The 21877-nt window shown below is 52.3% G+C and carries 20 protein-coding genes; 10 read left to right on the top strand and 10 right to left on the bottom strand.

Annotation, left to right across the window (positions count from 1 at the left end):
- Both PMI41_RS23110 and rnhA read left to right on the top strand, forming a co-directional pair.
- On the top strand, positions 1-981 hold the full coding sequence (locus PMI41_RS23110) for a homoserine kinase (protein WP_008128944.1): 981 nt from the start codon (positions 1-3) through the stop codon (positions 979-981).
- On the top strand, positions 978-1418 hold the full coding sequence (rnhA, locus tag PMI41_RS23105; RefSeq protein WP_008128943.1) for a ribonuclease HI: 441 nt from the start codon (positions 978-980) through the stop codon (positions 1416-1418). The genes PMI41_RS23110 and rnhA overlap by 4 nt, the downstream gene beginning before the upstream one ends.
- Positions 1419-1453: 35 nt before the next feature.
- Here rnhA and PMI41_RS23100 read toward each other — a convergent pair whose 3' ends face one another.
- Together PMI41_RS23100 and PMI41_RS23095 are read right to left on the bottom strand one after the other, a co-directional pair.
- The gene (locus PMI41_RS23100) at positions 1454-1939 is read right to left on the bottom strand and encodes a peroxiredoxin (protein WP_008128942.1); all 486 of its coding nucleotides are present in this window, start codon (positions 1937-1939) and stop codon (positions 1454-1456) included.
- 65 nt (positions 1940-2004) lie between these two features.
- Entirely contained in the window at positions 2005-2802 is a 798-nt protein-coding gene (locus PMI41_RS23095; protein ID WP_008128941.1) for a protein-disulfide reductase DsbD domain-containing protein, read from the bottom strand.
- Between the two features lie 155 nt (positions 2803-2957).
- On the opposite strand from PMI41_RS23095, the gene PMI41_RS23090 reads away from it, so the two are divergent.
- Positions 2958-3560, top strand: a complete 603-nt coding sequence (locus PMI41_RS23090) for a YqgE/AlgH family protein (protein ID WP_008128940.1) — start codon at positions 2958-2960, stop codon at positions 3558-3560.
- A gap of 11 nt (positions 3561-3571) precedes the next feature.
- Here PMI41_RS23090 and PMI41_RS23085 read toward each other — a convergent pair whose 3' ends face one another.
- From PMI41_RS23085 to thrC, 4 genes are all read right to left on the bottom strand, one after another.
- The gene (locus PMI41_RS23085) at positions 3572-6451 is read right to left on the bottom strand and encodes an EAL domain-containing protein (RefSeq protein ID WP_040856613.1); all 2880 of its coding nucleotides are present in this window, start codon (positions 6449-6451) and stop codon (positions 3572-3574) included.
- A 41-nt stretch (positions 6452-6492) separates the two neighbouring features.
- Positions 6493-7074 (bottom strand): GNAT family protein, encoded by a 582-nt coding sequence (locus PMI41_RS23080; protein ID WP_008128937.1) that lies wholly within the window; start codon positions 7072-7074, stop codon positions 6493-6495.
- Between the two features lie 6 nt (positions 7075-7080).
- A complete protein-coding gene (locus PMI41_RS23075; RefSeq protein WP_008128936.1) occupies positions 7081-8376 on the bottom strand; it encodes a pitrilysin family protein in 1296 nt (431 codons plus the stop codon).
- A 110-nt stretch (positions 8377-8486) separates the two neighbouring features.
- On the bottom strand, positions 8487-9884 hold the full coding sequence (gene thrC / locus PMI41_RS23070) for a threonine synthase (protein ID WP_008128935.1): 1398 nt from the start codon (positions 9882-9884) through the stop codon (positions 8487-8489).
- Positions 9885-10025: 141 nt separating this feature from the next.
- On the opposite strand from thrC, the gene PMI41_RS23065 reads away from it, so the two are divergent.
- Positions 10026-10631 (top strand): hypothetical protein, encoded by a 606-nt coding sequence (locus tag PMI41_RS23065; protein ID WP_008128934.1) that lies wholly within the window; start codon positions 10026-10028, stop codon positions 10629-10631.
- Between the two features lie 29 nt (positions 10632-10660).
- Here the strand turns inward: PMI41_RS23065 and PMI41_RS23060 are convergent, their stop codons facing one another.
- The gene (locus PMI41_RS23060) at positions 10661-11347 is read right to left on the bottom strand and encodes an HAD family phosphatase (RefSeq protein WP_008128933.1); all 687 of its coding nucleotides are present in this window, start codon (positions 11345-11347) and stop codon (positions 10661-10663) included.
- A gap of 209 nt (positions 11348-11556) precedes the next feature.
- On the opposite strand from PMI41_RS23060, the gene PMI41_RS23055 reads away from it, so the two are divergent.
- Complete coding sequence (locus PMI41_RS23055) at positions 11557-12690, top strand: site-specific DNA-methyltransferase (RefSeq protein ID WP_008128932.1); 1134 nt, start codon at positions 11557-11559, stop codon at positions 12688-12690.
- 90 nt (positions 12691-12780) lie between these two features.
- Here the strand turns inward: PMI41_RS23055 and PMI41_RS23050 are convergent, their stop codons facing one another.
- From PMI41_RS23050 to PMI41_RS25155, 3 genes are read right to left on the bottom strand one after another with little or no spacing between them, the layout of a single operon-like run.
- Entirely contained in the window at positions 12781-13392 is a 612-nt protein-coding gene (locus PMI41_RS23050; protein ID WP_008128931.1) for an HAD family phosphatase, read from the bottom strand.
- Positions 13389-14468, bottom strand: coding sequence for an A/G-specific adenine glycosylase (gene mutY, locus PMI41_RS23045; protein ID WP_008128930.1), 1080 nt, complete (start codon positions 14466-14468; stop codon positions 13389-13391). The genes PMI41_RS23050 and mutY overlap by 4 nt, the downstream gene beginning before the upstream one ends.
- Positions 14468-14995, bottom strand: coding sequence for a hypothetical protein (locus PMI41_RS25155; RefSeq protein ID WP_157179477.1), 528 nt, complete (start codon positions 14993-14995; stop codon positions 14468-14470). The genes mutY and PMI41_RS25155 overlap by 1 nt, the downstream gene beginning before the upstream one ends.
- Here PMI41_RS25155 and PMI41_RS23040 point away from each other — a divergent pair.
- From PMI41_RS23040 to smc, 5 genes are all read left to right on the top strand, one after another.
- Positions 14967-15875, top strand: a complete 909-nt coding sequence (locus tag PMI41_RS23040) for an O-antigen ligase family protein (protein ID WP_157179476.1) — start codon at positions 14967-14969, stop codon at positions 15873-15875. The two genes, PMI41_RS25155 and PMI41_RS23040, sit on opposite strands and share 29 nt — an antisense overlap.
- Before the next feature lie 17 nt (positions 15876-15892).
- Positions 15893-16867: an SDR family NAD(P)-dependent oxidoreductase gene (locus tag PMI41_RS23035; RefSeq protein ID WP_008128927.1), complete on the top strand. Its 975-nt coding sequence runs from the start codon at positions 15893-15895 to the stop codon at positions 16865-16867.
- Between the two features lie 30 nt (positions 16868-16897).
- Complete coding sequence (locus tag PMI41_RS23030) at positions 16898-17398, top strand: DciA family protein (protein ID WP_008128925.1); 501 nt, start codon at positions 16898-16900, stop codon at positions 17396-17398.
- A gap of 133 nt (positions 17399-17531) precedes the next feature.
- A complete protein-coding gene (locus PMI41_RS23025; RefSeq protein WP_008128924.1) occupies positions 17532-18218 on the top strand; it encodes a DsbA family protein in 687 nt (228 codons plus the stop codon).
- Positions 18219-18299: 81 nt separating this feature from the next.
- A complete protein-coding gene (gene smc / locus PMI41_RS23020) occupies positions 18300-21758 on the top strand; it encodes a chromosome segregation protein SMC (protein WP_008128923.1) in 3459 nt (1152 codons plus the stop codon).
- Positions 21759-21877: the final 119 nt, after the last annotated feature.

Genomic DNA, 21877 nt, shown 5'->3' with positions numbered 1-21877 from the left:
ATGGCAGTCTATACCGATATCAACGAAATCGATCTCGCGCATTTTCTCAGGAATTACGATATCGGGGAATTACTCTCCTACAAGGGGATTGCCGAAGGTGTCGAGAACTCGAACTACCTTCTGCACACAAGCAAAGCAGCTTTCATTCTGACGCTTTATGAAAAGCGCGTGGATAGCAACGACTTGCCGTTTTTTCTTGGGCTGATGCAGCACCTCGCGGGGAAGGGCATCAGCTGCCCGTTGCCAGTGGTGCAAAAGTCAGGTTCAAACATTGGCGAACTTGCGGGACGGCCAGCCGCCATTGTGACCTTTCTGGAAGGCATGTGGATGCGCAGGCCAACCGTGCAGCATTGTTCGGCACTTGGAGAGGCGCTGGCACGAATGCATCTGGCGGGCGAGGATTTCCCGCTTCGCCGCAAGAACGCTCTGTCTGTGGAAGGCTGGCGGCCTTTATGGAACAACTCCAGCGCCGATGCGGACCGTGTAGAAGCTGGTCTTGCAAAAGAAACGGAAGAGGATTTGTCATTTCTTGAAGAGAACTGGCCATCACATCTTCCTTCCGGTGTCATTCACGCGGACCTCTTTCCGGACAACGTATTCTTTCTGGGTAGCAAGCTTTCCGGGATCATCGACTTCTATTTCGCATGCACGGACCTCTTGGCCTATGATGTTGCCGTCTGTTTGAACGCCTGGTGCTTCGAAAAAGACAACTCGTTCAATTTGACCAAGGGAACGGCATTACTTCGCGGCTACAACTCGGTCCGACTCCTGTCGGAGGATGAAGCCGCTAGTCTGCCCATTCTAGCTCGTGGTTCTGCACTGCGATTTATGCTTACGAGACTCTACGATTGGCTCAATACGCCTGAAGGCAGCTTTGTCGTGAAAAAGGATCCTCTCGAGTATCTGCGTCGGATGCGCTTTCATCGCCAGATCAAATCTCCTGAAGAGTATGGATTGGTGTTTGAGGGACAAAAAGCGTGAAAGAGATTCAGGCTTTTACCGATGGCGCGTGCTCTGGTAATCCTGGTCCTGGAGGCTGGGGCGCTGTTCTTCGATGGAATGGCAATGAAAAAGAACTTTCGGGCGGTGAAGCAGACACTACCAACAATCGCATGGAATTGATGGCTGCTATTTCGGCATTGAATGCGCTCAAAGAGCCCTGCCATGTCGATGTTTACACCGATTCAGTCTATGTTCGTGACGGTATTTCCGGTTGGATTGAAGGCTGGAAAAGAAATGGCTGGAAAACGGCAGCAAAAAAACCCGTGAAAAATGCTGAGCTTTGGCAAGCGCTGGATGAAGCGCGCAAGCGCCATAAAGTTGTGTGGCATTGGGTAAAAGGTCATGCCGGCCACCCTGAAAATGAGCGCGCTGACGAATTGGCACGCGCAGGCATGGCGCCTTACAAACAGAAGTGATGGGCAAGGACCGTTTTCCGATCCTTGCCGATTTATCAGATTTGTTCGAGAATTGTCGCGGCACTTGAAGTAACGGCCTGACCCGGCGATTCTTCGATGTTGAGCTGCTTTACAACACCATCTTCAACCAGCATGGAATAACGCTTCGAGCGAATGCCCATATTGCCCGCACCCAGATCAATGTCCAAACCGATATCTTTGGTGAAAGTAGCATTGCCGTCGGACAGATACTGAATTTTGCCTTCGCCATTGGTGGCCTTGGCCCACGCCCCCATGACATGTGGATCGTTGACTGCCACGACAACGATTGAGTCGACACCCTTGGCAAGAATGGCGTCGCGGTTTTCCAGATATCCGGGGAGGTGGTTCATGCTGCAGGTTGGGGTGAAGGCACCGGGTACTGCAAAAAGCACCACTTTCTTACCTTTGAACAGCGCGTCGGAGCTGACTTCGCTGACACCTTCGTCGGACTTTGATTTAAATTTAGCATCGGGCAAACGTTCGCCCACCTTGATCGTCATGAACTGGCTCCTTGGATAAATATTATGACTTGGAAGACATAGTACCGGTGCTATGTTTTTACGAGTTATTCCCGAACGTCAATTGTTCCTGAGACGGCTTGCTTGCCTTGTACCAGGGTGTAATTCAGCGTCGTGAATTTCTCCTGGCTGCCAGACGTTACTGGCACAGAGAACACAGCGCTTTTTGCGTCGCGTTTTTCGAGCTTTGCCATGCCATAGGCTGTGGTCCCGTTACCGGCGACAAAAACATCCGTATCAGGATCATCCGCAGGCAAATTGACCACGAATTTAATGTCGTCGCCATCCTTGGTTGCTGATGCTGCGCCAAAGATCGCACTGGCGCTGGATGGAAGCTCCTCAAAAGCGGTGTCTACCAATGTTTTTGAAAGAGGGTCGGACTGAGCCTGTCCAAGAGGGATATCGAACTCAGCAGTAACGGGAATGCAGATTGTCTCGCATATGCCGAGGAATGCGTGCCCCTTCAGTCGCGTTGACTGATTGGGATCGACCAAGGTGAAAGTTACCGGGAGGGACACGGGTTTTTTATAACCGGCCCAATGCATGCCTCCATCATCAAATCGATGTGGTGCTGGAAAGGCTAAAACGGCATTTTTAACATTCGTACTGCCATCAATGTTGAGTTCGGGCGGCACGCCGGCATCCCCGGGTTCCCGCCAATAGGTCTTCCAGCCGGGGTCGAGGTTGATTTGAACGACACCTCGGATTTCATTCGCATGCGAAGGAGTCTTATCGACAACCAATCGTACGCTGCCTCCGGGTGTTTTTGTCCACTCGGAGTTTCCCGCGTGAGCCGGAGCAGCGGCGGCGAGCGTGACCAGAAAAATAAAAAGTTTGAACTTCATATCTAATCATTACAGGCCTTTGAAACCCGAGCAAGAAGACACAGGCTTGGAGTCATCATTTCTGTGTGAGCGCTCAAAGCGCAAATTATACGTGCAGTTACAATTCGTTACCTCTGGCCGTTGTCATTTGTGAATTCCTTGATACTTTTATCGTCATGGAAATTTTCAGAGAAGCCAGTAAAAATACAGGATTTCTGAATGGACAGTTCCTTCTCGCAATGCCGGGAATGGATGACAGTAGGTTTGCGCGCTCCGTAATTTATATATGCGCTCACTCCGAAAAAGGTGCGATGGGGCTAATTATAAATCGCTCTCAAGAAATGGAGTTCGCCGACATTCTGGTTCAACTCGGTGTGCTCGACGAAGAACAAGCTATCGTAATGCCTGATAGGACACGTGATTTTCTTGTACGTAGCGGTGGTCCAGTCGAGATGCGTCGAGGCTTCGTTTTGCATTCTGATGATTATCTGACGGATTCAACCATGCCCGTCGCCGAAGAAATCTGCCTAACCGGTACCATCGACATTCTACGGGCTATCTCAGGAGGGCGCGGACCACGTAAAGCGCTGATGACACTTGGGTATTCCGGTTGGGCATCTGGCCAACTGGAAACAGAAATAGCAAATAATGGCTGGCTGACGTGCCATGCGCCACAGGAGCTACTTTTCGATACCGATATGGATCGAAAATATGATCGCATTCTCAGCCATATGGGCGTTGATCCATCAAGGCTGGCGACTGTCGCTGGTCACGCTTAGCGCCAGTAGTGCTAAGAGGCCTTTGATTGCTGGAATTGCTCCCGGAGCAACTTTGTCGCTACGTCCAATGTCAGCGGTGGGCTGAACATAAAGCTCTGGGCAAATTCGCAACCCATCTGACGCAATTGCAAAGCATCACTTTCATTCTCGATGCCTTCTGTAACAACTGACAAGCCGAGATCATGCGCCATGCTGATCATGGAACGCAAAAGCGTGACCTTCTGTGGCTGCTCTGCCTTCAGGAATGATCGATCAATCTTGATCATGTCAAAGGGGAACGAAGTGAGATAGGACAGCGAAGAATACCCCGTTCCAAAATCATCAAGCGAAACACCGACGCCCATTGCCTTGATGCTGGATAACACATAGGCGGAACGCTCGGGATTTTCCATCATCAGGGACTCAGTCAATTCGAGTTTGAGACTGCCCGGATTAATTTGTGTTTGCACAAGAACAGAACGAACATCGTCGATCAAATCCTGCCGGATCAGCTGGCTGCTCGAAATATTCACTGAAACGAACAGAGGCGTTGCACCAAGGTTACGTTGCCAATTGACCAGATCATCTGCGGCTCGCTGCATTGCAAACAGGCCAAGCTGAACGATCAGGCCGGAACTTTCAGCAATCGGTATGAATTCTGACGGAGGTATGGAGCCGCGACGGGGATGATCCCATCGCATAAGCGCCTCAAAGCCAGCAATGCTATTGTCTTCAAGACGTACAATTGGCTGGTAAGCCATGTGAATTTCACGGCGCTCAAGTGCGCGGCGAAGATCAGATTCGAGCTGGAGCCTGTCACTGCCGACCGCCCGGAAAGCCGGTCTGAAAGGCTCAATGCGATCGCCCCCAAATCGTTTCGCCTGATACATGGCAAGTTCGGCGTCTTTTACGAGATCTTCGGGGGAGGCGGAACTGCCATTAGTCCACGTAATCAATCCGAGCGAAGCAGTCAGCACGATTTCGCGTTTTGAGAAGGCTATCGGTGCACGAATTGCCTGTTTGATTGCCTCGGCAAAAGCTGCGATTTTTGCAGGTTCGCTTTCCGAAACGAGAATAAGCCCGAATTGATCGGCAGAGAGGCGGCTCAATGTATCCTGTGGCCGCAGCAGCCGATGCAAACGGCGCGAAATGGTGAGCAGGAAGGTATCGCCTGCGGACATTCCCAGCCCATCATTGACCTGCTTGAAGCGATCAATATCGATAATGAAAATCGTTGGACGCAACTTGCTTTCGGTCTGTGCCATGGTGATGACAGAACCGAGGCGATCCAGGAACAATTCGCGGTTAGGCAGACCTGTCAGATTGTCATGAACAGCGTCATGCAGCAGGCGCTCTTCCGCCTTCTTCTGCTCGGTAACGTCAATGAGCGTGCCGACACAGCGGACTATCTCGCCATCGGAGCCGATCACGGGCCGGGCCTTCAGAGAATACCAGTAATAATGGCCATCATTCGCGCGCAAACGGAAGGTTTGCGAAATACGTCCGCGCCGGTTCTCCAAGATAACGTCGAGGGTTGTTCGAAAACGATCGCGATCATCCGCATGCAAGGTCGGCAGCCAATTGCGCACAGCGCCGTGCAGAGAACTGGCCGAGGCCCCAAGGAAGTTTGTGAGATCAGGCGTGGTTACCACCCGGTCACGCGGAACGTCCCAGTCCCACACGATGTCGCCAGACCCGATAATCGCCAGCGCTTGGCGTTCGACATCGGAGAATAGACCTTGCTGCAACGCTCCGCCGGAGAATGCGTGTTGCATAACGGTAAAACCGATCAGCAATACGATAAGGACAAGACCGCCCGCGAGGGCCGGTTGAATAATGTCGTTGGACAGAAGTCCGGAAACGGTTAGCCAACTCCCAAGCAGCCAGACCAGTAGCAGCATCCACGTCGGTATCAGCATGATTGCCCGGTCATAACTCCGGAAGGAGAAAAATCCGATCAGCAAGGTTCCAGATATGATTGTCAGGGCGAACGAAAAACGGGCAATACCAGCAGCAATTGGCGGGTCAAAAATAGCAACGCCTGAGACGATACCCAAGCCCAATATCCATGTCAGCGCGCCATAGCTGAAATTGTCGTGCCATCGGTTAAGATTCAAATAGGTGAAAAGAAAAATCACCAAAGTCGCAGCCAAGGCAACCTCAGTGCCGGCCCGCCACATCTGTTCATTGCCCGGCGTTATTTCGATCAGCTTGTTCCAGAATCCAAAGTCCACGCAAATATAGGCCAAAACCGCCCAAGCCAAAGCTGCCGTCGCAGGGAACAGAGAGGTGCCTTTCACCACAAAAAGAATGGTGAGAAACAAGGCGAGCAAGCCCGCAATGCCGAGTAGAATACCACGATAAAGCGTATAGGAATTGACCGTATCCTTGTAGGCATTTGGCTCCCACACGTAGACTTGAGGCAGGTTGGGAGATGCCAGTTCAGCGACCAGGGTTATGACGGAACCCGGGTTGAGCGTGATTAGGAAAATATCCGCATCCTCGCTCGCTTGCCGGTCAAGCGCAAAGCCCTCACTGGGGGTAATCGAGGTAATGCGTGTAGAACCAAGATCCGGCCAGATGAAGCCGGAACCGACGAGCCGGAAGTGTGGCGCAACTATCAGACGGTCAATCTGCTCGTCCGTTGGATTTGCCAGAGCGAATGCAGCCCAATCACCGGTTGCGCGCTTGTCGTTCGCAGGTACTTCAATACGCCGAACAATACCATCGGTTCCCGGCGCAGTGGAAACCTGAAAGGTTTCTCCCTGGTTTCTGTACACTTCCACGGCCTTTGACAAGTCAAGCGCAGTGCTTTCCTTGGTAATCTTGATGGTCTCGAACGCCTGAGCAGTCGCATGAACAGACAGAAGCGAAACGATAAGGACACATATGCGCAGCAAGCTTTTCAGCATATGTCCAGTCAATGAAGCCACCGATATTACCTTTGCTTTGGTTACCGCCACCGATCGTCTTCAACAAGTGAGAAGAGCAAATGGTTTTGCCACATACCATTAATTTTGAGGTAGGAGCGTAACAGTCCTTCCCTCTGAAATCCGGCTTTTTCGAGAAGACGGATCGATCTTTCATTGCTTGGAATACAGGCCGCTTCCAGCCGGTGCAACCTAAGCTTGGTAAAAGCATAGGGTATAATCAGCTGGAGGGCCTCAAACATATAGCCTTGTCCGGCAAATGGCTGGCCAACCCAATATCCAATCATGCCGTTTTGTCCGACACCGCGGCGGATATTACCAAGGGTGATACCACCAACGAGCCGAGAATCGCTGTTGCGAAAGAGAAAAAACGGATAGGCTGTACCGGCACCAGCTTCCTCGTCGTAATGCCTGATCCTGTGACGAAATGCGCCGCGCTCCAAATCATCCACAGCCCAGAGCGGCTCCCAAGGGACCAGAAAATCACGACTCTGCGCGCGGAGGGTAGCCCAGGCTTTGTAGTCGGAAAGCTGGGGTGGACGCAAATATAGCCGCTCGCCCTGCAGAGGCGGAGCGGCGCTTTTCAAGAACGGCAGGGCGATCATCGCACCTTAGACGGCGATTTTTCGCGGACTTGCCGTGAGGGAAGTCAGACCATCGCGAACATCATCGAACTTCATCAATGAACCAACGGGCCCGACAGCGGCAATTGTTGGTGTTGTGTCGAGAAACAGCCGACCTGCGAGATCAGTCAGGCGCTCGACTGTTATCTTGGACAGCCTGTCCACAAGTGCTTCGGTTGATACAGCCTCACCATAAAGCATGATCTGTCTGGCAATCTGTCCTGCCCTGCTGGCGGCGCTTTCATGCGACATGAGAAGGCTGGCCCTATATTGCGCACGGGCTCGGTTAAGCTCTTCCTGAGAGATATTTCGCGCAGCTTCATGCAATTCGTTGATAATGACAGGCACGAGTTTTTTCAGATGATTGCGGCCTGTTGCTGCATGGATGCCGAAAATACCGGTATCGGAAAAGCCCCAGTGGAATGCGTAGACGGAATAACACAATCCGCGTTTTTCCCGTACTTCCTGAAACAGACGGGAAGACATGCCACCGCCAAGTACCATCGACAATAACTGCGAGGCGTAGAAATCGCGGACATGGTAGGCACGGCCTTCAAAGCCCATGACCACTTGAGCATCCATTAATTCGCGCTCTTCGCGGAAGTCACCGCCAACATAATGCGCTGGATCAGCCTCTGGTGCGGTGGCTTTTGACCTGAATGAGCCAAGGCGCTTTTCGACCTCGCGTACGAACTCGTCATGCTTCACGCCACCAGCCGCAACGATGACCATACGTTCGGCGCTATATTGCTCATCCATATAGCGGCGCAGATCGGCGGAAGAGAATGATTGAACTGTCTCCGGTGTTCCCAGAATGGTCCGGCCGATAGTCTGGTTTTGAAAGGCGGCTTCGGTGAATCGGTCAAAGACAACATCATCCGGAGTATCGTGCGCCGCACCGATTTCCTGCATGATGACGTTCTTTTCACGCTCAAGTTCGTCAGCATCGAATTTTGAGCCCGTCATGATATCCGCAAGAATATCGATGGCCAGTGGCATGTCATCGCGCAGGACGCGAGCGTAATATGATGTCGTTTCAACGCTGGTGGCAGCATTGATTTCGCCGCCTACATCTTCAATGTCTGCGGCAATCTTCCACGCAGAGCGATTTTCAGTCCCTTTGAATGCCATATGTTCGAGGAGATGAGCCATGCCATGCTGGTTCTTCGCCTCACTTCTCGACCCTGCTTTTACCCAGATGCCAAGCGCTACACTCTCCACATGCGGCATTGTCTCTGTCGCAATCGTCAAACCGTTGGAGAGGCGACTGATTTCAACGCCCATGCAATGCTCCTCACTTGCCGCCCCGTTGCGCTGTGCATCCGGACTGGAGGCACACACGACGCATCAGTAGTTTTATTTGTCCGTCAACCGTTCAAGTCACTCAGGACTTTTCAGGATGACGCACGCGAATGTCGGCTAATATACTCTTCCACATTTTTCAGGTCATTGGGAAGTACCGTATACTGTTCTTTTCGCTCCATCAGATCGCCAAGCCATGCCGGGAGACCCGGGTTTACTCCGCTGGCAGCTTCTACAGCATCGGGAAATTTAGCAGGATGGGCTGTCGCAAGAACGACGCTCTGTTGATCTGCCGAAATTTTCTCTCGAGCGACTTTCAGCCCGATGGCGGAATGCGGATCCATAAGATAGCCGGTGGACTGCAACACTTGCCCGATAGTCTCAGCTGTTTCCGCCGCTGTTGAACGGCCAGCATCAAACTCATCGCGTATTTTGTCGAGAGCGGTATCAGCAATAACGAACCCGCCCGATTGTTTGAGGCTATCCATCAAACGCCGGACAGCCTCAGCATCACGCCCATGTGCTTCAAAAAGCAGGCGTTCGAAATTGGATGATACCTGAATGTCCATCGATGGCGAAGTTGTATGAAAAACACCGCGCGTTTCGTAGTGTCCGGTTTCGAGCGTCCGTGTGAGAATGTCGTTGTCATTGGTCGCAATGATCAGCCTGTCGATTGGCAGGCCCATGCGCTTGGCGACGTATCCCGCGAAAATGTCACCAAAATTGCCGGTTGGAACCGTAAAGGATATTTTGCGGTCAGGACTGCCGAGCGACAATGCCGATGTAAAATAATAAACGATCTGCGGCATGATCCGCGCCCAGTTGATAGAATTGACGCCTGACAACGATAGGGCATCGCGGAAGGCCAGATTGTTGAACATTCCCTTCACCAGCGATTGGCAATCATCGAAGTTACCTTCAATAGCCAAAGCATGGACATTTGACGCTGCTGACGTCGTCATCTGACGCTGCTGCACTTCCGATACGCGATTGTGCGGGAACATGATGAAAATGTCAGTTCTGTCGCGATTGGCAAAAGCTTCGATCGCTGCACCACCTGTGTCGCCGGAGGTTGCTCCCACGATAGTAGCCCGCTCATTACGCTGGGTCAGGATGTAATCCATCAGCCGGGCGAGCAATTGCATTGCTACGTCCTTGAACGCCAGCGTTGGTCCATGAAAAAGCTCCAGGACGAATTCGTTATGCGCGGTTTGGACAAGGGGGCAAACTGCATCGTGCCGGAATGTTTGATATGCTTCATGCACCATGCGCTCGAAGTCAGCCTGATCAATGTCACCTTCGACAAAGGGTGTCAGGACGTGAATGGCAATCTCGGCGTAGGTTTTACCCCTAAGCGAGCGAATCTCATCGGCTGAAAACTGTGGAAAATACTCCGGAAGATAAAGCCCTCCATCACGTGCAAGGCCAGCTAGAAGAGCGTCAGAAAACCCAAGTTTAGGGGCTTCACCACGGGTACTGATGTATTTCATATTTTTGCCTTGTGTACCTTGTCTAAGAGTGCCGATGTCGTGCTGGTAAAAAAGCCGATGATGCCCGTCGCATTATTTGCTTACCGTTGGTATAGAACATGTCGGTTCGTCAAGCTTCGTTCTTCGAGGAAAGTTCAGTTCATGAAGTCAGAAACACATAATTCCAAGCCCTTCTATCAACTTTACGCCCCTATTTGTGCTTTGGTCTTTGCTGTGGGACTGAGTGCCTGTTCAACCAGTAACACCAAGGTGGAAGATCCCAACAGTCCGCAAGCCCAGGAATTGGCTCAGGCGCAGGAGCGTATCAAAGCCTCGGAACTATTGGCTTTTTGCCCCCAGGTTACGATTCGAGAAGGCACATCGGTTATTACGCGCTACGGTTCAGCCGATAAAACTCCCGACAATCTGATTTACCAAGCTTCAATTTCCAATGAAACGCGATCCTGCAAAACCGTTGATGGAAACATGACCATGAACGTAGCCATTGCCGGCAAGGTCGTCCCGGGGCCGAAATTTGCGCCTAACACGGTTAATGTGCCAATCCGCGTTGCGGTGATACAGGGAACTGAGGTGCTCTACTCCAAGCTGCACAATCAGGCTGTTCCCGCCAATGATAGTAGTGCAGCTACCCAATTCGTTTTTAACGATGCGAATGTCTCGTTCCCGAAGCCTTCTGCTCAAAATGTGCAGGTTTTCATCGGTTTTGATGAAACGGGTGATACTCCCAAGAAATCGAGAAAGAAGTAAGGAAAAAGCCGGCGAAAGCCGGCTTTTTCTTATACAGCCTCTGACCAGATAGACATGGCTTCGATTGTAGCTGGCAAATCCTTGTGGCGGCTGATGACGGTTTCGGCACCGGCGTCAGTCAGTTTATCTGCATGGCCGGGATAGGTGTGCGAGCCACCTGTAAAGCCTATGACGCGCATACCTGCAGTATGTGCAGCATGGACACCATGGGTCGAGTCTTCAATCACGATGGCATTGGCTGGATTGACGTTGAATTGCTTGGCAGCAAAAAGATAAACATCGGGCGCAGGCTTGGGTTTTTGCGTTCCAACTTCTCGCGCAGAAAAGATATGCGGTGAGAACAATTCGTAAAGTGTACTTTGTTCAAGCATCATTTTCAGCGAAGAACTGATGGAATTGGAAGCAATGCACTTGGGGTATTTCAGTCCTGCGATAATCTGCTCTGCACCCTCAATTACGTTAAGTTCATTGCGCAGTTTGTAGTCCATCTGCCGGGCGGATTCTTCGATCAACGACGCCGAGATCGGAATGCCGGATTCTTTTTCAACCTGCAGCAGAATGTCGGTCCACGTAAGGCCCGCAAAACGCTCGGCGATTGTCTCCGGGTCAATTGGATAGCCGGACTGCGTCAGCAATTGAGATTCAACTTCAGCAGCAAGAAATTCTGAATCGACGAGCACGCCATCGCAGTCGAAGATTATGAGTTGGGGTTCCATTGGATATACCTGTCCGGAAATAGGGTGCGGCAAAAAAATGCGCGCCTCGGGTCAATTGGGGGGATTACGGGCATCGACTACACGCTTATCGGCCATGCGTCAAAGAAAAGCTGGTTGGCAGCGCGCATAAGCTTTCACTCTTAACGCGATATTTACCCTACGCGGTAACCATAAGGATCAGTAAAGCGTCTCCAGTAATCGAGTATCCCATGTCTGTAGTCCGTCGCGTGAATGAACTTCCACAGTCCGCACCGCAAGCTTCCTGGCTTGATACGATCCTCAAAGGTGATTGCGTCGCAGCGCTCAATCGGTTGCCTGATCATTCAATCGACGTGATTTTCGCCGATCCTCCCTACAATCTGCAACTTGATGGCGATTTGCATCGCCCTGATCAGTCAAAGGTAGATGCCGTTGACGATCATTGGGACCAGTTTGAGAGCTTTCAGGCCTATGACGCATTCACCAGAGCCTGGTTGCTGGCGTGCCGCCGCGTCCTGAAACCCAACGGAACCATCTGGGTGATCGGCTCGTACCACAATATTTTCCGCGTTGGCGCGAGCATGCAGGATCTTGGCTTCTGGATGCTCAACGATATCGTCTGGCGCAAGAATAACCCCATGCCTAATTTTCGCGGGCGTCGCTTCCAGAATGCGCATGAAACAATGATTTGGGCATCCCGCGATCAAAAAGCCAAGGGTTACACATTCAATTATGAAGCCATGAAGGCAGCCAATGACGATCTGCAAATGCGGTCGGACTGGCTTTTCCCGATTTGCACGGGGGGAGAGCGTCTTAAAGATGAGAATGGCGACAAAGTCCACCCGACGCAGAAACCCGAAGCCCTGCTTGCCCGCATCCTTATGGCGTCATCCAAGCCCGGCGATATCATTCTTGATCCCTTCTTCGGTTCCGGAACAACGGGCGCAGTCGCAAAACGCCTCGGACGGCACTTCGTTGGTATTGAGCGTGAGCAAAAGTATATCGATGCTGCGACAGCTCGGATCGCTTCTGTGGAGCCGTTGGCAGGTGCCGAACTGACAGTCATGACAAGCAAACGCGCAGAACCACGTGTGGCTTTCGGCAGCATTATTGAGTCCGGCATGTTGAAACCAGGTGCGATCCTCAGCGATGCGCGGGGGCGTTACGCAGCCATTGTAAGGGCAGACGGTACTGTCACGACAGGTGGCGATGCGGGCTCTATCCACCGGATGGGTGCCAAAGTACAGGGTTTTGACGCCTGTAATGGTTGGACTTTCTGGCACTATGAGGATGAGGGCACCCTGAAACCCATCGACGAATTGCGTAAACAGGTTCGTAGCGGAATGCTTTCTGCCGGAGCTTGAGGAATCCGATCGGCGGTGACCTCCAGCGCCGTTCCGATACACGAACGCCCGAGGCCAGCCTCGGGCGTTTTGTTTTCAAGCTCGGTTAAATCAGACCTGAATACCGAGCTTATTCAGATCGGCTCTTAAAGTTTCTGGGTTGGTAAACTGGACTGATTGCCAGCCGGCAGCTTTCGCTCCTTCAACGTTCTTCAGGCTATCGTCAATGAACAGTGTCGCTGACGGGTCGACACCAAAGGTTTTGACGTGGTGATCGTAGATCGCCCTGTCTGGTTTGAGCAGTCCGATATCGCCGGAGATTGTGACGCCGCGGCTTTCGGTGAGAAAGGGGAAACGCTCCCATGCTTCACGCAATGTGTCGGAAGCAAAGTTTGTAAGCATTGTAACATCATGGCCATCGGCAATCAGCTTGCGCAGAATTTCCACACTTCCGTCGATAGAGTGGGTAATCATCATGTGCCAGTTTTGCCTGAACGCACGTATGTTGTTTTCATGATCAGGGAAATCCGCGATCAAAAGAGCTTCTGCATCGGGCCATTTCCGGCCTCTGTCCTGTTCAATGTTCCATGCGCTCGTGCAAACATTTTCGAGAAACCATTTCCGCTCAGCAGCATCCGGGATGAGTTCACGGAATGCGGCTTCCGGCTCATAGCCGATGAGAACCATGCCGATGTCGAATACGATATGTTTGACGGGTGTCATTCCAGCTTCCTTCTTTTCGCGAATGCGTCCGGGATGGCAGCAGCAATGGCCTTTTTCATGACAGTGGGCAACGCCTCTCCATGAAGATTTTCAACTTTGACCCACCAGCCGTCAGCGCCCGAGCTTGTGGAAACACTATTCGCCTTATAGACGCTCAGCCGAAGCTCGAAATGTGTAAAAACATGTGTGATGCTTCCCACGGCTGCCCATTGCCCCGCAAAGGGAGCGGCTTCGATTTGGGTATCGCCATCGGTACGCGCTGTCCATGCCGTTGTTGGCACTTGCGCCATGCCTCCCAGCAGTCCCGTTTCCACTCGGCTTTGAAGGAAAACCTCATTGCCGGGAGAGACTGCAACAAACGCAGCCCCAATCCGGATCGGCTTTTCCTTCTTGGGAGATTTTACAGGGAAGAGCTCCGGATCAGACGTTTTCAGCGCCTGGCAATTGTCATTGACCGGGCAGATGACACATGCCGGACGCTTGGGTGTGCATATGGTTGCACCAAGATCCATCATGGCTTGAGCAAAGTCGCCGGGATGTTTGCTTGGTGTAAGCTCCTGCATTGCTGTCCGTATGACTGGCTTCGCCAAGGGGAGAGCAGGTGTAATGGCATATAATCGTGTAATAACGCGTTCGACGTTTCCATCGACCACAGCCACGGGAATATCAAAGGCTATGGAGGCAATGGCGGCTGCAGTGTAATCGCCTATGCCCGGCAAAGCTTTCAAGGCGGTTACGTCACTTGGAAATCGTCCGTCATAGTCGTTGGAAACGATATCGGCGCATTTCTTCAGGTTTCGCGCCCTCGAGTAGTAGCCGAGACCCGCCCACGCCCTCAAAACATCGTCCTGGCTGGCGGCAGCGAGACTCGCAACCGTGGGCCATTTTCTGGTAAAGTTGTTGAAGTAGGGTTTTACAGCTTCCACAGTTGTCTGCTGCAACATGATTTCGGAAAGCCAAATGCGATAGGGGTCGGGTATTTGACCGTGGAACCGGTCACTTGGAGAAATGCGCCATGGCAGAATCCTGTGGTGGGAATCATACCATTTCACTAGTTTTGTCGTTATTGGTTGCATCAATCACAAACTGCGCTACAGGGTAGGAAAACGACGTTACTCATAAATTGGCTGCGATTGCCAATTTCAGTCTTATTCGGAATCATCATGTTTCCAGACCAGTTGACCAAGGCTCTATTGATCCCTTCCAAGGGACATTTTGTGGGAATTGATCGCAATAATCGTATTTTCACGTTCGTTTTTGCGCTGTTCCCGGGCCTTCTTGCAAGTGGGACTTCAGTAACACTGGTCTGTGCCCTCACGTGGGCGCTGATTTCGCTGGTAGCAAAAAGATTTCCATTTGCACTCACACGCTCCGATAAAATAGTTGCTTCGTGCATCACATTGTATGTTTTGACGACTTTATTTTCAGTCGTCATGCACCCCAATATGTCAGATGACAAGGCATTCCTGTTGAAGATGATACCGTTTTTGGCAGTCTGGTTTGTCATCCCCAGACTTCGGGTCAGCATTGCAGGAAGGCTGCTGCCATTTCTGATTACCGGTGCTGGAATCGGAATGATCGGCTCGTTGATCTTCAGCATCATACAGATTGTATTTCTGGCGGACCGGGCCGAAGGTGGGGCAGGTAATGCGGCTGTGTTTGGACTGTTTACCGTTCTGTTCGGTAGTATTTCGCTGCTTAACGCGCATTCTGAGAGTAAAACAGAGCGTATAATAGCGGTCGCGGGCTTTGCTTGCGGACTTCTGTGCGCATTTTTGTCCGGCACAAGATCTGCATGGTTGGTAATGCCCTTCAATTTTGTGATTCTCTTCTGGTATCTGCGTGGCCAGGAACTTCCAAAAGTCAGCAAGTCGATCAAAATTGCGTTGGCCGTCCTTATTGTGGCGGTCGTAGCCACCGCTGGAATGAAAGTAAAAGAGCGTTATCAAGCCTTGGAAATCGATATTTCTCAGCTTGATGAGAAACCAAATGAGATAAGTTCGCTGAAAGCGCGCCTGCTGTTGTGGGAAGGGGGCATCAAGGCATTTCTGCAAGCTCCATTGATTGGTCATGGTCCCCAAAACCGCATGGATAAAGTCAATAGCGCCTTGAATATGCCCGCGGGCAAGGAAATGTCATTTACCCACGTTCACAACGGCTTTCTCAATGCTGCGGTGGATGGCGGTATTGTTGGTCTGTTGGGAGTATTTGTACTGCTGGCTGCACCGCTCATCGCCGCGTGGCGTAAATCACCTGGTCCCGGCCGCGAAATCGCAATTGCCATTTCACTTCTGCTTGTAACAAGTTATGTGATCACCGGAATGTTCGGCATTATGTTTGGCCATGACGCTACCGATGCAGTTTTCATCTATCTCACGATAGTGCTTTGCTGGATTGCAGGGGAATCAGCCTATCTGTCTATTCCGCAAATAGCTGAGCAAGCGGAAACTGATAAAGTAGTGCTGAGCGAACGAACAAGTTGAGTGAGAAAATCTTTTAAATGAAGGCAATTGTAACGGGTGCGGCGGGATTTATTGGCTTTCACGTGGCGAACCGTCTCGTAAGTGAAGGGTTTAACGTTCTCGCAATAGATAGTCTCAATGATTACTATCCTGTTGCACTCAAGGAAACCCGTCTTTCTGTGTTGCAAGGCAAGCCAAACAACCGTTTCGTTCAGGCCAATATTGCAAACCCGCAAGAATTGGCATCCGCTGTTGCTGGTGATCTTGATGCAGATGTCATCGTGCATCTGGCGGCACAGGCGGGTGTCCGCTATTCCGTCGAAAATCCGGCAGCTTACGTTGATGCGAATGTTCAGGGGCAGGTAACCGTGTTTGAGCAAGCACGCAAAATGACCAAGCAGCCTCCCATTGTTTATGCCAGTTCGTCTTCTGTTTACGGGGCGAACCAGAAGGTGCCATTTGCGGAGAATGATCCTGTGGATCAGCCGGTTTCGGTTTATGCAGCTACAAAGCGCTCGGCTGAACTGCTCGCTCATTCATACCGTCATGTGCACAAGATAACCTCTACTGGCCTGCGCTTCTTTACTGTTTATGGACCCTATGGACGGCCCGATATGGCGCCATGGCTTTTCGCCGATGCAATTTTGCGGGGGGAGCCTATCAAAGTCTATAATCACGGTAATATGGAGCGGGATTTCACATTCATTGATGATATCGTCAATGGAGTGTATGGCGCTGTTCGGCGGATAATATCTCAGCCCGATGAGACAGCGCCCATTTATAATCTGGGCAACAACAAGCCGGTCGCGCTGATGCGCTTTATCGAAATTATTGAGAAGGCTTGCGGTAGGGAAGCTATCAAGAAGTTCGAACCTATGCCTCCGGCAGATGTCGCACGCACCTATGCCGATATAGGTTTGGCGTCCCGCGACCTTGGGTTTGCTCCAACGATGGCGCTTGAGGATGGCTTGCCGCTGTTCGTGGAATGGTTTCGCGGCTATAATGGCCGATGATGTTTATCTCTGCCAATTCGACTTGCTCTCATGAGTGACGATCGTAGCAAAAAGGGTTTTCGGCCCCTTGCTGATCCTGCTGCGGGTATTCTGGACCCCGTACTGCGCAAACGTGCCGGAATAACCATTGAACTGGTGCAATCATGGGAAGAGGTTGTCGGATCGGATCTGGGCCAGCAATCGCGCCCGCTAAAGCTGCTATGGCCGCGTCGGGCACACGAGGACGATCCATTCCAACCAGCAACGCTGATTATCGCCTGTCAGGGGTTTACGGCGATGAAAATGAGCCATGAAACCGGCGAGATCATCAGTCGTGTTAACGCGTTCCTCGGCTTCGCAGCGGTCGGTCGCATCAAGATTGAACAGAAACCCGTAGCTTTGCCTGTTGCAAAGCGGCGTGAACTTCCTCCGGTCGATGCGTCAACCCGTGCAAAGATCAGCCATTCGGTGGAAAAGATCGAGAATGACAGCTTAAGAGATGCGCTTGAAAGATTGGGCCAAAGTATTCATGCGCAAAAGATCAAGCGTTAGGTTCACGTCAATTTATCTCATCACGAAAAATTCAAAGACAGAATGTAAAAGCTGCCTTAAAGAGACTGCCATTGAGCCTTAACGCTGCAAATAACCTCTATTTGTTGATCAACGCCGGAGACTGGTGATCCTGATGACTGAATTGCTGAATCGCAGAAAAATGTTGGGCCTTGCTGCCGCCTCCACGGCTGCCATCGCTCTTACGGCTGGCTCAAGCGCTTGGTCGCAGGAAGCTGCTGCACCCAAGGACGTGAAAGTGCCTAATTCCACAGGTAAAGTGGATGAAGCAAAGCTTTTGGCAGCGAGCGGCTTGAAGGATATGGTCCTCGGCAAGGCCGATGCGCCAGTCACGATTATTGAGTACGCCTCAATGACTTGTCCGCATTGCGCACACTTCTCCACCACCACTTTGCCGACCATTAAGGAGAAGTATATTGATACCGGTAAAGCCAAGCTGATCTTGCGCGAATTCCCGTTCGACCCGCGCGCCGCCGCCGCCTTCATGCTGGCCCGTTGTGCACCGGAAGAACGCTACTATCCATTGGTGGAAGTGCTGTTCAAACAGCAGGAACAGTGGGCTGCAGCAGCAAATGCAGAAGAACCACTGCTTCAAATCTCCAAATTGGCCGGTTTTACACAGGAGTCATTCAAAGCTTGCTTGACGAACCAAAAGCTTCTGGATGATGTGAATGCGTCACGTGACCGCGGTGCCAAGGAATTTGGAGTAGATTCGACTCCGACATTCTTTATCAACGGTGCCAAATACTCGGGAGCCCTATCGGTTGACGAAATGTCAGCGATCATCGACGGCCTGCTGTAGTACCCGCGACCAGATTTTCGGCGGGCGCAAAACTGCGCCCGCCGTTTCGATTCTTGGCGTGTATTTGGGAAAGGGCATCTGATGCGCTTTACCAAACTCCGCCTGCTTGGTTTCAAATCTTTCGTTGAACCTGCCGAGTTCGTCATTGAAAGCGGATTGACCGGGGTCGTTGGCCCTAATGGCTGCGGCAAGTCCAATCTCGTCGAGGCGCTGCGTTGGGTTATGGGTGAAAGCTCATACAAGAATATGCGCGCATCCGGTATGGATGATGTCATCTTTTCCGGTTCAGGTACGCGGCCTTCACGCAACACGGCCGAGGTGACGCTTTTTCTCGACAATCAGGATCGCACTGCACCCTCGGCATTCAATAATTCCGACGAATTGCAGGTTTCGCGCCGTATTGAGCGTGAGGCAGGGTCCGTCTATCGCATCAATGGCAAGGACGCTCGCGCCAAAGACGTGCAATTATTGTTTGCTGACCAGTCGACAGGCGCTCGCTCGCCTTCAATGGTGGGACAGGGCCGGATCGGTGAGCTAATTCAGGCAAAGCCGCAGGCTCGCCGCGCCCTGCTGGAAGAGGCGGCCGGCATATCTGGCTTGCACACGCGCCGTCATGAGGCTGAACTGCGTTTGCGTGCAGCAGAGCAAAATCTTGAGCGGCTTGAAGATGTCGTCGGTGAACTTGAAACACAGATCGAAAGCCTGAGACGGCAATCACGTCAAGCAAATCGCTTCAAAAGCCTGTCGGCTGACATACGACGCTCAGAAGCGATTTTGCTACACTTGAAGTGGTCCGTCGCAAAAGCCCAGGAGGGCGAAGCACAGTCAGCTTTGGCAATAGCAACATCAGGCGTAGGCGAACAAGCACAGCGCCAAATGAATGCTGCCAAAGAACAGGCCGTTGGCGCACACCATTTGCCCGATCTGCGTGAAGCAGAGGCCAAGGCCGCTGCCGTATTGCAACGTCTGACTATCGCCCGGTCACAGCTGCAGGAAGAAGCTGAGCGTGTTCGTGCCCGCCAGACTGAAATCGAGAAGCGATTACAGCAGTTTACCGCAGACATCGCCCGCGAGGAGCAGATGGTAAGCGATAATGCTGATGTGCTTGAGCGTCTCGTCACAGAGGAGCAGTCGCTGGCCGAAGAAAATGCCAATGCCGGAACCCGTGAACTGGAAACGCGTGCTGAATTTGAGCGCGCTGAAGCCAAACTGAAGGAAAGTGAGTCGGCGCTGGCGAAAATTACCGCCGAGCGCGCAGAGGCCTCAGCGGAACGGGCGCAGGTTGAGCGCAATTTGCGTGAAACCACCGAGCGGCGTGACCGTCTTGTCCGGCAGGTTGGTGATGTTGAGCAGGAATTGAACTCTGTTGCCGCGCAAATCACAGCCTTGGCCGATCCGGTTGAAAAGCAAAGGCTGGTTGAAGAAGCGGAAGCAATTTTTGCTCAAGCAGAGGAAGCAACGCTCATTTCGGAGACCGCAGTAGAGACGGCCCGTCAGAGGGAAGCTGCATTGCGGCAGCCTCTGCAGGAAGCGCGTAGCAATTTGGGGCGCGTCGAAACTGAAGCCAATACTTTGGCCAAAATGATCAACGCAGGTGCTTCGGATCTCTTTCCGGCTATCGTAGAGGCGATAAGGGTCGAAAAGGGCTATGAGACGGCTCTAGGTGCAGCGCTTGGTGAAGACCTTGACGCTCCGGTTGACAATTCCGCCCCCGTTTTCTGGGGTGGACTGACGCCTTCAACGGATGATGCCACGTTACCAGTGGGCGTCAGGTCTCTGGCAGAGTTTGTAAGTGCGCCGAAGCAATTGGCCCGCAGGCTTGCCCAGATTGGCCTTGTTGACCAGGCGGATGGTTGGCGGTTGCAGGCGGTTTTGAAGCCGGGCCAGCGATTGGTGAGCAAGTCCGGGGCCCTATGGCGCTGGGATGGCTATACGGCCAGTGCTGACGCTCCAACGCCCGCAGCGCTTCGGCTTGCCCAGAAGAACCGCTTGGCCGAACTCGATCTTGAGGTTGTTGAAGCGACAAAGCAGTTGCGCGCCGCTGAAACAGCCATTGGAGAAGCCGAGAAAGGCGTTCGTGACGCCGTTGAAAATGAGCGAACTACGCGTGATCATTGGCGTGCCATGCAGCGCTCTTTGAATGATGCCCGCGAAGCTTTGGCTGCGGCAGAACGCGCCTCCGGTCAGCTATTCAACAGACGCGCCGCGCTCGATGAGGGAAAATCCCGCCTTACCGAAACACTGGAAGAGACACAGGAACAGTTTGTCGAGACGCAAATTCGACTTGAAAGTGCTGCGGATATCGACGAGCTAAATCGAAGGCTTGCCGCATTGACTGCTGAAGTCACTCTTGACCGGGCGACTCTTGCAGAAGCCCGCGCTGTCTATGATGGGCTACGGCGTGAAGCGGACGCGCGGATGCGCCGACTTGAGTCAATCGGATTTGAGCGTAAAAGCTGGATTACCCGGGCAGAAAATGCGGACAGGCAGATAAAATCACTAAGCGAGCGGAAGCTTGAAGCGGAGCGCGAAGCGGTCAATCTGGCGGATGCGCCAGACGAAATTGCCGAGCGCAATCGCGCATTGCTTTCGCAGCTTTCGGAAGCCGAGGAGTTGCGGAAAAGTGCTGGTGACAAACTGGCCGTAGCCGAGGCAAAGCAGCAGGAACTGGATCGTGCTGCAACAGAAGCCATTCAGGCGCTTGCAACAGCGCGAGAAGGCAGGGCACGTGCTGAAGAACGCCTGTCTGCCGCACAGGAACGCCGCAAAGATACGGAAACGCGCATCTTTGAAGCGTTGAACTGTGCACCGCACGAAACAATGCGTTTGACGGGGCTTGGCCCCAACGATCCATTACCGGATGTGGAAGTAACAGAGCGCAATCTTGAGCGGCTTAAAATCGAGCGTGAGCGCTTGGGGGCAGTGAATCTTCGCGCCGAAGAAGAGCAGGAAGAACTCTCGGCTCGACTTGAAGCGATTGTCACTGAACGGGAAGATATCATCGAAGCGGTCAAGAAGCTTCGCCAAGCCATCCAGAGCCTCAATCGCGAAGGGCGTGAACGTCTGTTGGCCGCGTTCGAGGTGGTCAATGTTCAGTTCAAGCGGCTTTTCACCCATCTTTTTGGTGGGGGCACGGCCGAATTGCAGCTCATAGAGTCTGACGACCCGCTGGAAGCAGGGTTGGAAATTCTTGCGCGACCGCCTGGCAAGAAGCCGCAAACCATGACTTTGCTATCGGGCGGCGAACAAGCGCTTACTGCCATGGCCTTGATTTTCGCGGTGTTTTTAACAAATCCAGCACCGATTTGTGTGCTGGACGAAGTGGATGCACCGCTCGACGACCATAATGTCGAGCGCTTCTGCAACCTTATGGATGAGATGGCCGCTTCAACCGATACGCGGTTTGTGGTCATTACCCATAACCCGATCACCATGGCCCGGATGAACCGGCTTTTCGGTGTGACCATGGCAGAGCAGGGCGTCAGCCAACTCGTTTCGGTCGATCTGCAAACAGCAGAGCAGTTGCGCGAAGCCAGCTAGGCTCGCAAATGACCAAACATTTCAACGCTTAACGCGGATTTACCCCCTTAATCGATTTGAATGCTGCATTGCAGCATTTGGCGCTGGTGATTCCTGCATGCATCGCGTAGACCTCAAAA

The organism is Phyllobacterium sp. YR531, from assembly GCF_000282595.1.
Taxonomy (GTDB): Bacteria; Pseudomonadota; Alphaproteobacteria; order Rhizobiales; family Rhizobiaceae; genus Phyllobacterium.
This window is presented reverse-complemented; position numbering and strand designations above follow the sequence as displayed.